This window comes from Paenibacillus hebaui, assembly GCF_051934385.1.
In the GTDB taxonomy this organism is placed as follows: Bacteria; Bacillota; Bacilli; order Paenibacillales; family Paenibacillaceae; genus Paenibacillus.
Genome location: NZ_CP196836.1, coordinates 1942762 through 1955369, shown reverse-complemented (window position 1 = coordinate 1955369; position 12608 = coordinate 1942762). Strand labels below are relative to the sequence as shown.

The following is a 12608-nucleotide window of genomic DNA, read 5'->3' as shown; positions in this document are numbered from 1 at the left end:
TTTAGCGTACAGACCCACCAAAAACGAGTGTATTGCTTAACAAGCGTCCCGGGGAAGTAAGCATTTTACCACCAGCGTACATGCCTGATGATGCACCACCATCGAGATTCATTGCCTGTTTGGCACCTAGCTTCTGCATAACTGCTGCCCACTCCTTGACCGTCGCTCCCGAAACGGTAGCCAGCATAACCGAACCATCGGCCATAATGGCGATACCACTTCTTGCGCCGGAGGCATTCAGAATCTTGGTATCCTTAAAACCCTCGCTTGTTGGATTCACAGCAACCTTGCCGTCTTTCACCAAACGTGGACCTGCTCCCACAGCGGTTACTACCTCTTGCCAAGGAATTTCTTTACCTGATGCATTGGTGTATCTGTAGTTCATTTCTACGGTTGATCCAACTGTGAAACGGTCTGAAGAAGATTTCTGATTGCCCGTGAAGACCAGAACTGAGCCGTTCTTGGGAATCGCAATGTTGTTATTAGGCACTTTCTTGGTAACAACGCCTTTCTCCATCACAACTGCCGTCCCCCCTTTGAACCCAACCGTGGAGCCACGTTCCGGCGTGTAGAGCATCGTAATGCTCGCATTTGCGGAAGGTGTCCGATTAATAAAGGTCGCGTACCAGCTGCGCGATTTTCCTTTCGTGTCCGTAACTTTACCCGTCAGACTCACTTGAAGCGAATCCATGATGGGTGAGCCATCCTCCTTAAATCCAATCGTAGTTCCGTATCTTCCAATATGTATAACCTTACCATTTGCTATTAACATGCCATATGGATCTGGTGCTCCGTTATAGGCTTCGAAAAATGCTCCGTTTATGGCCGCCTGTGCGCCATAAGCTTTTACAATTGAAGGCAATGTTGCGGTCTCACCTACCTGCTTCTTCGCTAATCCTACAGTAACTGGTGTTCCCTTCGGAATGCTAACCGTCTGCACGGTAAAACTGCGTCCTGCTGCTTTTACTTTCTGTACTTTGGCACTAATTGCTGCTTTGGCATCCACTGTCTGCGGAGCACTCACCGCTCCTGAAAGTAATACTGGCAAAGCCAGGACAAGGGTCATAGCCCCTGCCCACCATTTTTCCCCTGTCCGTTTTGTCTGCATGCTACTCACCTATTGCCACTCCCATCCAAGAGCCAAGGCTCTTCATCTCAAGTTGTTCGAACTTGTCCATCACCATATCCGGATCAAGACGCAATTCACATACATCCAGTGCACAAGCTACCGGAACAGCACAGTGAATCTCTGCCAGTTTACGGGACAGATGCAGCATGTCGAGATCATTCTCAATCTTGTTACGTACCGAAGGGGTAAGCTTGTCCATATTGTCGAGAATTCCTTCAATGGAGCCATATTCCTGCACAAGCTTCAAAGCTGTCTTCTCACCAATGCCCCTGACTCCGGGATAATTGTCACTGGCATCCCCCATCAGACCCTTCATGTCAATCACTTGACGAGGTGTCAGCTGTTTCTCTGTCATTAGCGATTCAGGTGTGTACACCATATAATTGCCATGACCTTTTTTCATAATAATGATGCTAGTGCGGTCATTGATCAGTTGCAGCATGTCATGGTCGCCCGTCAGAACCATCACGTTCATGTCTGTCTGTTCGGTGTAATACTTGGCAAGTGTACCGATGCAATCATCGGCTTCAAACCCTTGAGCACCAATATTCGGGATTCCCAAACTATCCATCACTTCACGAATCAGAGCAAACTGGGGAATCAAATCATCCGGAGCTTCCGATCGGTTTCCTTTATACGCCGCATACTCTTCACCACGGAATGTCTTACCGCCCATATCCCAGCAACATACGACATGACTTGGCCCAAAGGTCTGAACTGCATCCCAGAAATAACGGATAAATCCGTATACTGCGTTGGTTGGCACTCCTGCCTTTGTACGTCTGATATAACCACTTGCCGATGTCGCATAAAAAGCACGGAACAACACCGCCATACCGTCTACCAGCAACAAAGTAGGTTCATTACGTTGATTCACTTGAATTTATTCTCTCCTATCTTTGTATCTATTAAATTGAACTAAAGAATATTTACACTTGCCACTACGATGACAGAATAACCTTCCAATCGCTGTTATCCCCAGATTTTTTCGATTCCCTTTTCTCAAGGGAAAATCCGGGGATAAAGGCGAACGCTTCGCTTTTCCAGGTTTTTTCTATCCTCTCCGTTAACGTGTAAATGATTAGTTCAACTTATATAGCAAATAAAATATCGAACTAATTCTATCATTATAGCATAGTTCCGCCAACCATCGACCAGCCAAAAAAGCCCTGAATTTTGAACATTCAGAGCCCTGTAAGCGTTAGTTCATTCGACAATCATAACAATCATCGAATGACCGATTCGACCAATAATCCATATTTTACGCGTTATTCCATTCCTGCTCATACGTGTCTTCCTTGAATCCAACGATAGCTTTATGGCCATCGGTGACAATTGGGCGTTTGATTAGGCGACCGTTTGAAGCCAGCAAACGAATCTGCTCTTCGGCGGATAACCCAGGCAGCTTGTCCTTCAATTGCTGTTCTTTGTATACTTCGCCACTTGTATTGAAAAACTTCTTCACTTCAAGTCCACTCTTCTGAATCAACTCCGTTAATTCTGCTTCGGATGGTGGTTCATCAAAAATGGGGATTAACTCCAGCTCATGACCCTGAGCTTCAAGCCATTTCACCGCTTTGCGGCAAGTACCACATTTGGCATATTGATATACTTTTAGATTACTCATCGTTTATGTTCCTCCCTTGTGGCTCCGGTATCGACTTCTCGCTTCCCTTGGTTTGCTTCGCAAATCCAAAAGTCGCTCCAAATCGATACCATCGCCACGTAATTTTACTGACTTTTGCAAATGAGACAAAAATTATATTTGCCATATTGTTTTAGGATCAAGACCTTAAGAACTAAAGAACTTAAGAGCTTAAGAGCTTAAGAACCCAAGAGTTTAAGAGCTTAAAGACTGAGGGCTAGAGGGCTCAAAGACCTTAGCATACGGCATGTTGTTCGGATACATCGCATCCCTCACATGGCTTATCTTACACCCAGTTGATATGCAGCCATACCTTGCACTGAAGTACTTCACATAGCGCATATCACGGGTGCTTGACAGCATTACAACGTTTCCCTTGGCGATGCCTCAGCATCTAAACGAGCCTCCAGAGCAGCCATATCTGCTGGGAAGGGTGCATGGAACGTCATCCGTTTTTGCAAAATGGGATGATCAAACGACAGCTCGCATGCATGCAGTGCTTGACGTTCAATCCAACGATCCCGCTCCTCACGGACAGCGCCTGTCCGCTCGTCGATACCATTCGTGGAGAGTGTTTTGTACATTCGATCTCCAATTAAGGGGCAATCAATCGATGTCATATGTACCCGTATTTGATGGGTTCTGCCACTTTCCAACTTAAGACTTACCGCGCTTGCGCTACCTTCTTCCCATCGGGTCAAGGTAGTATATAACGTTCTTGCGGCATAACCGTCAGGTGTTACAATTCGGCGATGCGGCTCTTCGGGATCACGGTCAATCGGTCCATCAATCGCTCCCTGTTGCGGAACGGGGCAGCCGTGCACAAAGGCTATATACTGTTTGTCCACAGTTCCAGCGATCATCTGTTCAGACACATGCTGATGCACATACGGATTCTTGGCGATGGCCAGCACCCCCGAGGTTTCCTGATCCAGCCGATGAATCGGCCTGAAGCGAAAACGTTCCCCTTTGGACTGCCAGTAATGAACTACACCATTAGCCAATGTACCTGTGTAATGTCCATGTGTCGGATGTACGATAATGCCTGAATCCTTGTTCACGATGAGCAAGTGTTCGTCTTCGTACAGGATTGAAAATGGAATTGGCTCAGGCAAAATATCATCTGATTCCTCTTGCTCCATCCGGATCTCAATCACGTCTCCCGCGGATACTTTGACGCTAATATACACACGTTCTCCATTCAGCATAATTCCCTGCTCTGTGAGTTTGATCTTCGACAGAAGCTTGCGCGACACCTGTAGCCTACGCTGAAGCACGGTCTTCAGCAGCCAGCCATCTTCATGTTCGGGAACCGTGTAGATAATCGGAGAATAGTAGGCGCTCATTCTTTGCGGCGGAACACTTTTTTGCTCCGCACATATTCAATATCGGCCACCTGTTGTCTGGCGTTGGCAGTCCGTGCAACCACGAAGAAATAATCAGACAGGCGGTTTAAATAACGTCGTACAGAAGGATTAATATCCGTATGTTGGCCCAGTGTTACAGCACGGCGCTCTGCACGGCGACATACCGTACGGCAGACATGCAGTGCAGAAGAGAGCTGACCCCCCCCTGGCAAAATAAATCGTTCCACCTTCGGATTCTCTGCGTCATATTGGTCAATCCATTGTTCAAGCCGAGTAACCATGTCATCCCGCACTTTATATTTGGTTTCACTAAGTTTCACAAAGGCGAGATCGGACCCGCAATCGAACAGTTCCTGTTGTACTTCCAACAGATGTTCGTGTAAATCTTCAAATTTCCCATCTGCATGATCAATCAGGCTGATCGCCTGGCCCACAAAACAATTCAGCTCATCAATGGTACCATAAGCTTCAACTCGATCATCATCCTTGATGACACGTCCACCGATGACCGAGGTCTGTCCCTCGTCGCCTGTTCGTGTATATATGCCCATCGTAATCCCTCCATTTAATAATTTGATTCGCATGGCAGAACATTCGGGTTGAATATGCAAATATGCTCTTCCTAACTTTAACTTAATCAGTATACTTGAGGAGCAATGATTACGGGAATGCTATTTTTTCAGAAACTAGTGACATGCTTCACACGTATACATGAATTGGTGTGCTCTGCCGAGTATACGCCAAATCCCTGCAAACCAAAAGTAGAGGAGACGATTATGCAAAACTGGATAACCGATTTCATGGAACAATACGGCTACATAGGCATTGCACTCATTATTGCTCTCGAAAATGTGTTTCCTCCCATCCCCTCCGAAATTATTTTACCCTTTGGCGGATTTATGACCACCTACACCAGCCTAACTCTTCCTGGTGTTATCATTGCCGCAACCATCGGCTCTGTGTTAGGAGCTGTCATATTATACGGGATTGGACTTCTGATCGATGTCCAGCGGCTGGAGAAGATTGTTGAACGTTGGGGACATATTCTGCGTATCAAAAAAGAAGATATCCACCGTGTCGATGCATGGTTTGACAAATATGGAATGTGGACTGTATTGTTCTGTCGTATGGTTCCCCTTGTCCGTAGCCTAATCTCAATTCCTGCTGGCATGTCCAACATGAAGTTTGGCTTATTCCTTCTCTTTACAACCATTGGAACACTGGCCTGGAACATTATTCTCGTTACCGTTGGTGCTGCTCTTGGCGCATCATGGGATAGCATTTTGCACTTTATGGATGTCTATTCCCTTGTGGTGTACGTCATTCTGGCCATCATTGTGGTCGGATGTATCATCTGGTGGATTAGACGAAGTAATAACCGGAAATAAAGAGGTTTTATCTGCAAATAAAGCCTCAGTACCACACTTTGTGTGGTTACGGAGGCTTCTTTGATTCACCCATTGATTAAACAACTCGTTGCTGTTAATCTTCATATCGCATTTCTTGACCTTTGAGATCAATAGCCAGGCCAGATACCAGCATGTACATCTTTTCCGAATGTGTCTGCAGCGCCCGATTAACCGACGCCATTCTTGCTGCAAATATTCGTTCTTTCTCTGACGGATACAGCGAGCCATGCATTTCATTAGTGATTACAAGCAGCTTTCCCTGGTAGGACAGCAAAGCGTCCAGCAACAACTGTGTCTCTGAACGTTGGTGATCCAGGTCATCACTTGCTCTAAACCCTGCTGACATCCATGCCGTCAGGCTATCTACAATGACGATTCGCTGATCTGCCAGAAACAGATTGGATTCACGGTTAATCTGGTGAAGTATTTCCGTCAGGTGTTGACCGTTCCCGGCCTGGATGGCACGATAATGAGCGGATGGCAATTCGGGAATCACGGGATCATGATCACCAGTGGATAAATAGATTCCCTCCCGGCTGATCCGGGCTGCATAATCAAGCGCAAATCGGGTTTTACCACTTCCTATTCCGCCTGTGACCGTAATCAGCAATCCGCTCCCCTCCTTCCGTAGCCATTCTATATCGCATTTACTCTGTCAGCGCCTTCAGCACTTTCTTCGATTCTTCGACATTGGCGGCCGACACCGGAATAGTGGCAAACAGATTTGAGGCAGCATAATCTACATCTTTGAACATCTGCATGTCCTCCAGCGGAATGCCATAGAGATGTGATTCCTTCTTGATATCTGAACCTCCATCTCCATCCCCCTTCTCAACCAGTACTCCGCCATCAAACACACCGCGTTTATACTTCTCCGGATCGAATGTATCATCCAACGGAATATTGGAGCCGTTGTTTCCGTATTGTTTCATATCAGCCTCAGGCAAGATAAAAATATCATGTTCTCCAGCCGCGTACTCTACCATAATTTTCTGAACATCATACATCGCGCTGGTGATCACTTCCACCTTGGGTTCCTCGCCTAACTTCTGCTGCAAATTAGCTTGCAACTTCTCCGAGATTACGGATGCATTCCCTTGGTTGTCAATAATAAAAATCGTAAAACCGTCCTTACCGCCACAGCCAGCAAGTAAAAAAATCAAAGAAATGATTGCGGTAAGCCCCCAAAATCTCTTCATTCCAGTTCCCCCTTTAGTCTCCTATGTCCAATATATCACAATTGTTCCACGCAAAAAAATAACCTTGCTTATCCAGGGGCATTCTGTTGATTTCCGAAAAAAAAGAAGACCCTCGCAGGTCTCCCATTTAACTTGATTTTGCGTAAAGTTTCGACCTAAGGAAAACGTCATTTCCCTTTAATCGGATTAGCCTTCATGTACTCATTGATCTTCAAATCCAGCAAACTGCTGATTTCAATTACAATATCGGATGTAAATGATTTCTCTTCCAGGAATATCTGTTCCATCTTAAAGCGAAGCGTACGGATCTCATCTTCCAAGGAAACGTTATGCAAAGATGCGTGATCCGGTTTCACCGACCATCGGTCGCCATGATCGCCTTCTGCCAAATAGTGACCACGATTAGTCGGTAAATCATATTCAACACAAAACAAAGCCAACCCCTCCTTGGAAAAATCAGTTTTTAAATATACGATAAATCCCTATCGATAGACACTCCGGAAGAAAAACTGCACTTCTTTGACATTTTTATTAAAATTACACAATCCGTATGCCGCGAAAAACGGGCATATTCTATAATTCGAGAAAAACTTATTTCAAATTGAAATTATATCACAATATTTTGTAAAATAAAGTTATTTTTTTCTATTTTTTAGAATGTTCACATTTGTCAAAAGTTTGTACTTTTTATTAACTCTCTTTTTGTAGTTTGTAAACAAAGTTTCCGATTCGTTCCAATGCTTCATTCAATTGGGTTACAGAGGTAGCATAAGAGCAACGAAGAAACCCTTCACCCTGCGGACCAAATACATTACCAGGAACAGCTGCAACTTTGTTTTCCGTTAACAGACGTTCAGCAAACAGATCGGAACTAAGTCCTGTCTTTTGGATGCTCGGGAATGCATAGAATGCGCCTTGCGGTTCATGACAATCCAGTCCAATATCCCGGAATCCCTGCACGATCAGGCGTCTGCGCTGATTATAGGATTCAACCATTCTGTCTTTCTCACCCAATCCATTCGTCAGAGCTTCAAGCGCTGCTACCTGTCCCATGGCTGGTGCACACATGACTGTATACTGATGAATTTTCAGCATGGCTGCAATTAATTCAGGATGTCCACACATATATCCAATTCGCCAGCCAGTCATCGCAAAAGCTTTGGAGAAACCGCTAACCAAAATAGTTCGTTCCTTCATATCCGGAATTGAAGCAAAACTAACATGTTTTTGCGTATACGTCAGCTCAGCATAAATTTCATCGGCGATGACAATCAGATCATGCTTTTTGATCACTTCAGCAATAGGCAACCAATCTTCATAGGTCATGATGGCGCCTGTTGGATTGCTCGGATAGCACAGAATGACGACCTTGGATTTTGGCGTTATTCCCGCTTCCAATGCCTCAGCGGTTAATTTAAACTGGTCCTTCGCACAGGTTTCTACACCAACCGGGATACCTCCACCAATGGAAGCGATTGGAGAATAGGCAACATATGAAGGTTCTGGAATCAAGATTTCGTCTCCAGCAACGATTAATGCACGTAACGCCAGATCGATGGCTTCACTGCCACCAACGGTAACAATAATTTCATCTTTGGGATCGTACTTCGTATCAAACTGAGTGTCCAAATAATCACTGATGGCTTCTCTCAGCTTCGGCATCCCGGCATTGGAAGTGTAACTGGTCATGCCTCTTTCGAGGGAGTATACACAGGCTTCTCGCACATGCCATGGTGTAACAAAGTCCGGTTCACCTACACCCAGTGTAATAATATCTTTGTTGTCTCCAACAAGGTCAAAAAATTTACGTATGCCGGATGGCGGTATTTGTTGAACCAAAGGTGCCAAATACGAAGCCATTTTCTTGTTATTTCCTGTTGTCTGTTCATTCACTATCATGACGCATCTTCCTTTACGGCGAGATCATGAGACGGTTGTCTTCCTGATGGTCTTCAAAAATAATCCCGTCCTGCTTATATTTTTTAAGAATAAAATTCGTTTTGGTTGAAAGTACAGAGTCAATCGGAGACAATTTCTCCGACACAAAATTAGCAACTTCACGCAGATTGCCACCTTCTACTTCTACGAGAAGATCATAGGCCCCTGACATGAGATACACGGATTTAACTTGTGGATACAGATAGATGCGTTCAGCAATACCTTCAAAGCCACGACCACGCTCTGGCGTAATCTGCACTTCAATCAAAGCCGTTACTTTCTCATCATCGATCTTGCTCCAGTTCACGACCGTTGCGTACTTCACAATGACGTGGTCCTGTTCGAGCTGTGTCACGGCGTTCTTAATATTATCTTCCGACTCCCCCAGCAGCGTCGACAGCAGTGCGGGAGTCCTTCTCGCGTCTTCTTTCAACAGATCCAGAACTTTTAATTGCAGATCGTTCAAATCCTTCATGTCTTTCCCTCCAACGTCATCCAGGTTCCTGAAAATGAATTAATACTTATATTACATGAATTCAACGTTCATGCAAAGACAAAAACCGCCCGCCCTGAATTCGGGCAAGCGGTGGTATGGTCTGCAGCAGGATATGCTTCAAACCACAATTACAAAGGTTACATGTAATAAGGGTTACTGTAATTCGCTTGATGCTGGGACACATTGGGTGCCTGGCTGTAAGGACTGAACTGTGTATTCTTTTCCTGAATGAACTGCTGGCATTTCTGTTGAGTCTGTTGGGCCGACTGAAGCTGCTTGTCCACATCCGAACGTAATGCCTTCGATGAAACAGAATACATGTTGTTCTGCTGCATCACATTGAACAATTCACCTTGCAGTCGAAGGGTATCATGGGTTAGATCTGTGAACATCCGGCGTGTGATCGGACAGGAAGCTTCAGTTGTAGCTGTCGTATATTCGCGCGAGGTTCGTCTTAAATCCGCAAGAATCGACTTCAGCAAATCCTGTTCCTGCATAAAAGATCCATTCGATGATAAAGATTGAGAATGCACACGATTTCCTCCAATACGTTAGTTTTAGCTTTCATTATTGTGCTTGTGTCGGCGCAATAGATTGATGATGCTGCAGAGCGTTTACGAGTGTGTTCAAATGCTGTTCATGAGAACGAACATACTGATTCAGTGCTTGTTGAATTTGCGGATTATGTGTGATGGAAGCTGTGGCTGCACACTGCTTGAGAAGCAGTTCTTCATTGGAAATTGAATCCGCAATATAGTTCAATTCTTTCGGACTCAGCGGTTGCATCTGATTGTTCTGCATGTGCTTTTTATCCTCCTTAATCAAAAGTTTATGCGAATTTATTGTACCCTGTCCTGTAAAAGTATACTCATTAAATCCATTCCTACCGAGGTGATTCCTATGGAACTTATAAATGGTAATCCATTCTGGCCGACCACATTAGAATCTAATTTCAGTTACCCCATTCTCGAAACCAACCTCTCCTGTGATACCTTGATCATCGGAGGAGGCATGGGTGGCGCGCTCTCCGCCAAGCTCTTGACAGAACGTGGAATAAACACGGTTGTCATTGATAAAAGAAAAATAGGCACAGGGAGCAGCATGGCCAACACGGGATTGCTTCAGTATACCAATGACAAAACACTGACCTCATGCATTAATACCTTTGGTGAGCAACGAGGGGTGAGATTTTATGAGTTGTGTCGCAATGCCATGCAGCAGCTAAAGGAAATCGCATCCGACCTTGAGATGGATCCATGGTTTGTCCCTCGGACGAGTTTGTATTGTGCCAGTACAGAAGAGGATGTGACCAAACTGGAAGAGGAGTACCATACTCTAAGTCGATACGGGTTCGACGTAGAGCTATGGAACCGTGAGAAGATCGAGAGTCATTTCCCATTTAGCCGAGCAGCGGCTTTATATACGTATGGTGATGCTGAGGTCAATCCTTACCGATTGGTACATGCTCTTCTTTGTTCGTCTATGCAAAAAGGCGCACGCGTATTTGAACACACCGAAATGACACACTGTGACTTTCAGGAAGATGGCGTAGTTTGTTACACGCCCAATGGCACGATTAAGGCAAAAAACGTCTTCTTCTCCTTGGGATATGAAACGCAGGAGATCAAAAATGATCGCGGTGCATTTCTACAGAGCACTTATGCGATTGCAACCAAACCAGTGGACCTTAGCAGTTGGTATGAGAAAAGCATGATTTGGGAAACCGCTCGACCTTATCTATACATGCGAACTACACCGGATGGCAGAATTATTGCGGGAGGCCTCGATGAAGAAACGCCTCGCGAGGAACAGAGAGCTATTCGGGCTCTGAACAGAGGTCAGGCTCTACTGGAGAAAGTGGCGGAATATTTTTCGCTGCCAGACCTCGAAATCGACTATGCTTGGGAAGCCATTTTTGGCAATACCCATGACGGGCTTCCGTTTATCGGACCACATCCGGATTACCCGCATTCCTATTTTCTGGAGGGCTATGGTGGTAATGGTACCGTATACAGCATGATTGCTGCATCCCTTCTGACAGACATTATCACAGGGAAAGAGAATAAGGATATGGAACTGTTCTCCTTAACCAGAACGAGTAAACCCTCTCCCGTCTAAAAATTAAAAACCGTCTCCAAAAAGGGTATAGCGTGGGATTCAACTCCTGCACTATACCCTTTTTCTCATGTATCTGACATTCTTTGATGCTTTGGATGCAACAGTATTTCACGCATGAACATCCAGCCGATGAGCGGGAAAGCGCCAAGGGCTACAATAAGCCAAGTTAACGACCGTAACGAAGGACCATTGATGACGATCATGATAAATACAGCAAGTCCGAGTAAACGGCCTACCATCAGACACAGCTCTCTTAATACGACAAGTTCAACTCTTTTCTCCACATTTTCGCCGCTCGTACCCATCATGTCGAATCCTGCCGAAATCATTGGCAAAATATACAGTGGCATCGACAGAGCTGATCCAACTCCCATAATCAAAAGGGTGCCATAGCTGACTTTCCATAGCAGAGGAATCAACACAACGAACAACAATAAGGCTCCAACAAACATTCCTTTGGACCTGTATTGTGGCTTAAACCATTTTCCTGCGGCCCAATAACTCACCAGAGCTACGGCAGATGTGATCAACGAGAACTGCCCCAGCTTATATTCCTGCTCCGTAGCTACATACACGAGCAGTGCAATCAGAAAGGCAAACACGCCTTCTCGCACACCTTGAGCAAATAACCCCAAACCAAGGGGTCTCCAGATGCTCCCCTCCGCTGATAACTGTCGCCAAGGTTCAGACCAGCGGTATGTACCGCTGACCTCCCTTCTTTTCAGAAAAAAACTGAATACCACGGCAATCACATAGATCACCAGTGACACCGTAAAAATAAGACGATACCCCGAGTTGTCAACCATTCGGGAGATAATGAGACCTGAAAACCATGGGCCGACAATACCAGTCATGGAACCCAGGAGCCCAACCCATCCGTTAAACAGGTCCCTGTTCTCCCGATCAGTCACTTCAAAGTAAACGACGTTGAACGCAATCCAGAACAATCCGAGCGCACATCCCAGCAACATCCCCAGAGGCCAAATCCAGTCCACCGCTTTTGGCCCTGCCCATAACACAAGCATGTAAAAAAGCCCTGACAATGCTGTACCCAGTCGCAACGCACTCATTTTGTTATGTTCCTTGACCCATTTTCCCGCAAGCCAGAATGTGAGTCCCAGCGCAAGCTGCTGGCTTACCGTAAACCATCCCAGCATGGCGTAGTCCGGGCGGCTTTTCCACAGATATACATTCAGAAATGTACCCGACAAAGCTCCAGCTAACACAAACAATCCATTCACGCCTAGCAGCAGAATGGATTGTCGGCCCAGAGAAATCTTCATCTGCTCCCTCCTTTTCCCTTCTGA

At 45.5% G+C, this 12608-nt stretch carries 15 protein-coding genes; 2 read left to right on the top strand and 13 right to left on the bottom strand.

Annotation, left to right across the window (positions count from 1 at the left end; all coding sequences use genetic code 11):
- Position 1: 1 nt before the first annotated feature.
- The 5 genes from ACR32F_RS08900 to ACR32F_RS08880 all read right to left on the bottom strand — a co-directional run bounded on the left by ACR32F_RS08900 (position 2) and on the right by ACR32F_RS08880 (position 4692).
- Positions 2–1108 carry a phosphodiester glycosidase family protein gene (locus tag ACR32F_RS08900; protein ID WP_440119753.1) on the bottom strand — a complete coding sequence of 369 codons (1107 nt, stop codon included), beginning with the start codon at positions 1106–1108 and terminating at the stop codon, positions 2–4.
- A 1-nt stretch (position 1109) separates the two neighbouring features.
- Positions 1110–2006 carry a 5'-3' exonuclease gene (locus ACR32F_RS08895; protein ID WP_440118084.1) on the bottom strand — a complete coding sequence of 299 codons (897 nt, stop codon included), beginning with the start codon at positions 2004–2006 and terminating at the stop codon, positions 1110–1112.
- A gap of 384 nt (positions 2007–2390) precedes the next feature.
- The gene (locus ACR32F_RS08890; protein ID WP_440118082.1) at positions 2391–2756 is read right to left on the bottom strand and encodes an arsenate reductase family protein; all 366 of its coding nucleotides are present in this window, start codon (positions 2754–2756) and stop codon (positions 2391–2393) included.
- 380 nt (positions 2757–3136) lie between these two features.
- Positions 3137–4120, bottom strand: coding sequence for an RluA family pseudouridine synthase (locus tag ACR32F_RS08885; protein ID WP_440118080.1), 984 nt, complete (start codon positions 4118–4120; stop codon positions 3137–3139).
- Entirely contained in the window at positions 4117–4692 is a 576-nt protein-coding gene (locus ACR32F_RS08880) for a cob(I)yrinic acid a,c-diamide adenosyltransferase (RefSeq protein ID WP_440118078.1), read from the bottom strand. Before ACR32F_RS08880 ends, ACR32F_RS08885 begins: the two co-directional genes overlap by 4 nt.
- A 225-nt stretch (positions 4693–4917) precedes the next feature.
- Here ACR32F_RS08880 and ACR32F_RS08875 point away from each other — a divergent pair, with 225 nt between their 5' ends.
- A complete protein-coding gene (locus ACR32F_RS08875; RefSeq protein WP_440118076.1) occupies positions 4918–5529 on the top strand; it encodes a DedA family protein in 612 nt (203 codons plus the stop codon).
- 94 nt (positions 5530–5623) lie between these two features.
- On the opposite strand, the gene ACR32F_RS08870 is transcribed toward ACR32F_RS08875, so the two are convergent.
- From ACR32F_RS08870 to ACR32F_RS08840, 7 genes are all read right to left on the bottom strand, one after another.
- Positions 5624–6160: a bifunctional adenosylcobinamide kinase/adenosylcobinamide-phosphate guanylyltransferase gene (locus ACR32F_RS08870; RefSeq protein WP_440118074.1), complete on the bottom strand. Its 537-nt coding sequence runs from the start codon at positions 6158–6160 to the stop codon at positions 5624–5626.
- Between the two features lie 37 nt (positions 6161–6197).
- Positions 6198–6749 carry a hypothetical protein gene (locus ACR32F_RS08865; RefSeq protein ID WP_440118072.1) on the bottom strand — a complete coding sequence of 184 codons (552 nt, stop codon included), beginning with the start codon at positions 6747–6749 and terminating at the stop codon, positions 6198–6200.
- A 167-nt stretch (positions 6750–6916) separates the two neighbouring features.
- Positions 6917–7138: an aspartyl-phosphate phosphatase Spo0E family protein gene (locus ACR32F_RS08860; RefSeq protein WP_440119751.1), complete on the bottom strand. Its 222-nt coding sequence runs from the start codon at positions 7136–7138 to the stop codon at positions 6917–6919.
- Between the two features lie 301 nt (positions 7139–7439).
- A complete protein-coding gene (locus tag ACR32F_RS08855; protein WP_440118070.1) occupies positions 7440–8648 on the bottom strand; it encodes an aminotransferase class I/II-fold pyridoxal phosphate-dependent enzyme in 1209 nt (402 codons plus the stop codon).
- A gap of 13 nt (positions 8649–8661) precedes the next feature.
- Positions 8662–9162 (bottom strand): Lrp/AsnC family transcriptional regulator, encoded by a 501-nt coding sequence (locus ACR32F_RS08850; RefSeq protein WP_247901666.1) that lies wholly within the window; start codon positions 9160–9162, stop codon positions 8662–8664.
- Positions 9163–9320: 158 nt separating this feature from the next.
- Positions 9321–9680 (bottom strand): spore coat protein, encoded by a 360-nt coding sequence (locus tag ACR32F_RS08845; protein WP_440119750.1) that lies wholly within the window; start codon positions 9678–9680, stop codon positions 9321–9323.
- Between the two features lie 70 nt (positions 9681–9750).
- Positions 9751–9984 carry a hypothetical protein gene (locus ACR32F_RS08840; protein WP_440118067.1) on the bottom strand — a complete coding sequence of 78 codons (234 nt, stop codon included), beginning with the start codon at positions 9982–9984 and terminating at the stop codon, positions 9751–9753.
- Positions 9985–10083: 99 nt separating this feature from the next.
- On the opposite strand from ACR32F_RS08840, the gene ACR32F_RS08835 reads away from it, so the two are divergent.
- Positions 10084–11301, top strand: a complete 1218-nt coding sequence (locus ACR32F_RS08835) for an NAD(P)/FAD-dependent oxidoreductase (protein ID WP_440118065.1) — start codon at positions 10084–10086, stop codon at positions 11299–11301.
- A 65-nt stretch (positions 11302–11366) separates the two neighbouring features.
- Here the strand turns inward: ACR32F_RS08835 and ACR32F_RS08830 are convergent, their stop codons facing one another.
- Entirely contained in the window at positions 11367–12584 is a 1218-nt protein-coding gene (locus tag ACR32F_RS08830; protein WP_440118063.1) for an MFS transporter, read from the bottom strand.
- Between the last annotated feature and the right edge of the window lie 24 nt (positions 12585–12608).

Bases quoted from the DNA above. Each gene is read 5' to 3' on its own strand.
- ACR32F_RS08900 (WP_440119753.1), bottom strand. From the start codon at position 1,108: ATGCAGACAAAACGGACAGGGGAAAAATGGTGGGCAGGGGCTATGACC.
- ACR32F_RS08890 (WP_440118082.1), bottom strand. From the start codon at position 2,756: ATGAGTAATCTAAAAGTATATCAATATGCCAAATGTGGTACTTGCCGC.
- ACR32F_RS08885 (WP_440118080.1), bottom strand. From the start codon at position 4,120: ATGAGCGCCTACTATTCTCCGATTATCTACACGGTTCCCGAACATGAA.
- ACR32F_RS08880 (WP_440118078.1), bottom strand. From the start codon at position 4,692: ATGGGCATATATACACGAACAGGCGACGAGGGACAGACCTCGGTCATC.
- ACR32F_RS08875 (WP_440118076.1), top strand. From the start codon at position 4,918: ATGCAAAACTGGATAACCGATTTCATGGAACAATACGGCTACATAGGC.
- ACR32F_RS08865 (WP_440118072.1), bottom strand. From the start codon at position 6,749: ATGAAGAGATTTTGGGGGCTTACCGCAATCATTTCTTTGATTTTTTTA.
- ACR32F_RS08855 (WP_440118070.1), bottom strand. From the start codon at position 8,648: ATGATAGTGAATGAACAGACAACAGGAAATAACAAGAAAATGGCTTCG.
- ACR32F_RS08850 (WP_247901666.1), bottom strand. From the start codon at position 9,162: ATGAAGGATTTGAACGATCTGCAATTAAAAGTTCTGGATCTGTTGAAA.
- ACR32F_RS08845 (WP_440119750.1), bottom strand. From the start codon at position 9,680: ATGCAGGAACAGGATTTGCTGAAGTCGATTCTTGCGGATTTAAGACGA.
- ACR32F_RS08840 (WP_440118067.1), bottom strand. From the start codon at position 9,984: ATGCAGAACAATCAGATGCAACCGCTGAGTCCGAAAGAATTGAACTAT.
- ACR32F_RS08835 (WP_440118065.1), top strand. From the start codon at position 10,084: ATGGAACTTATAAATGGTAATCCATTCTGGCCGACCACATTAGAATCT.
- ACR32F_RS08830 (WP_440118063.1), bottom strand. From the start codon at position 12,584: ATGAAGATTTCTCTGGGCCGACAATCCATTCTGCTGCTAGGCGTGAAT.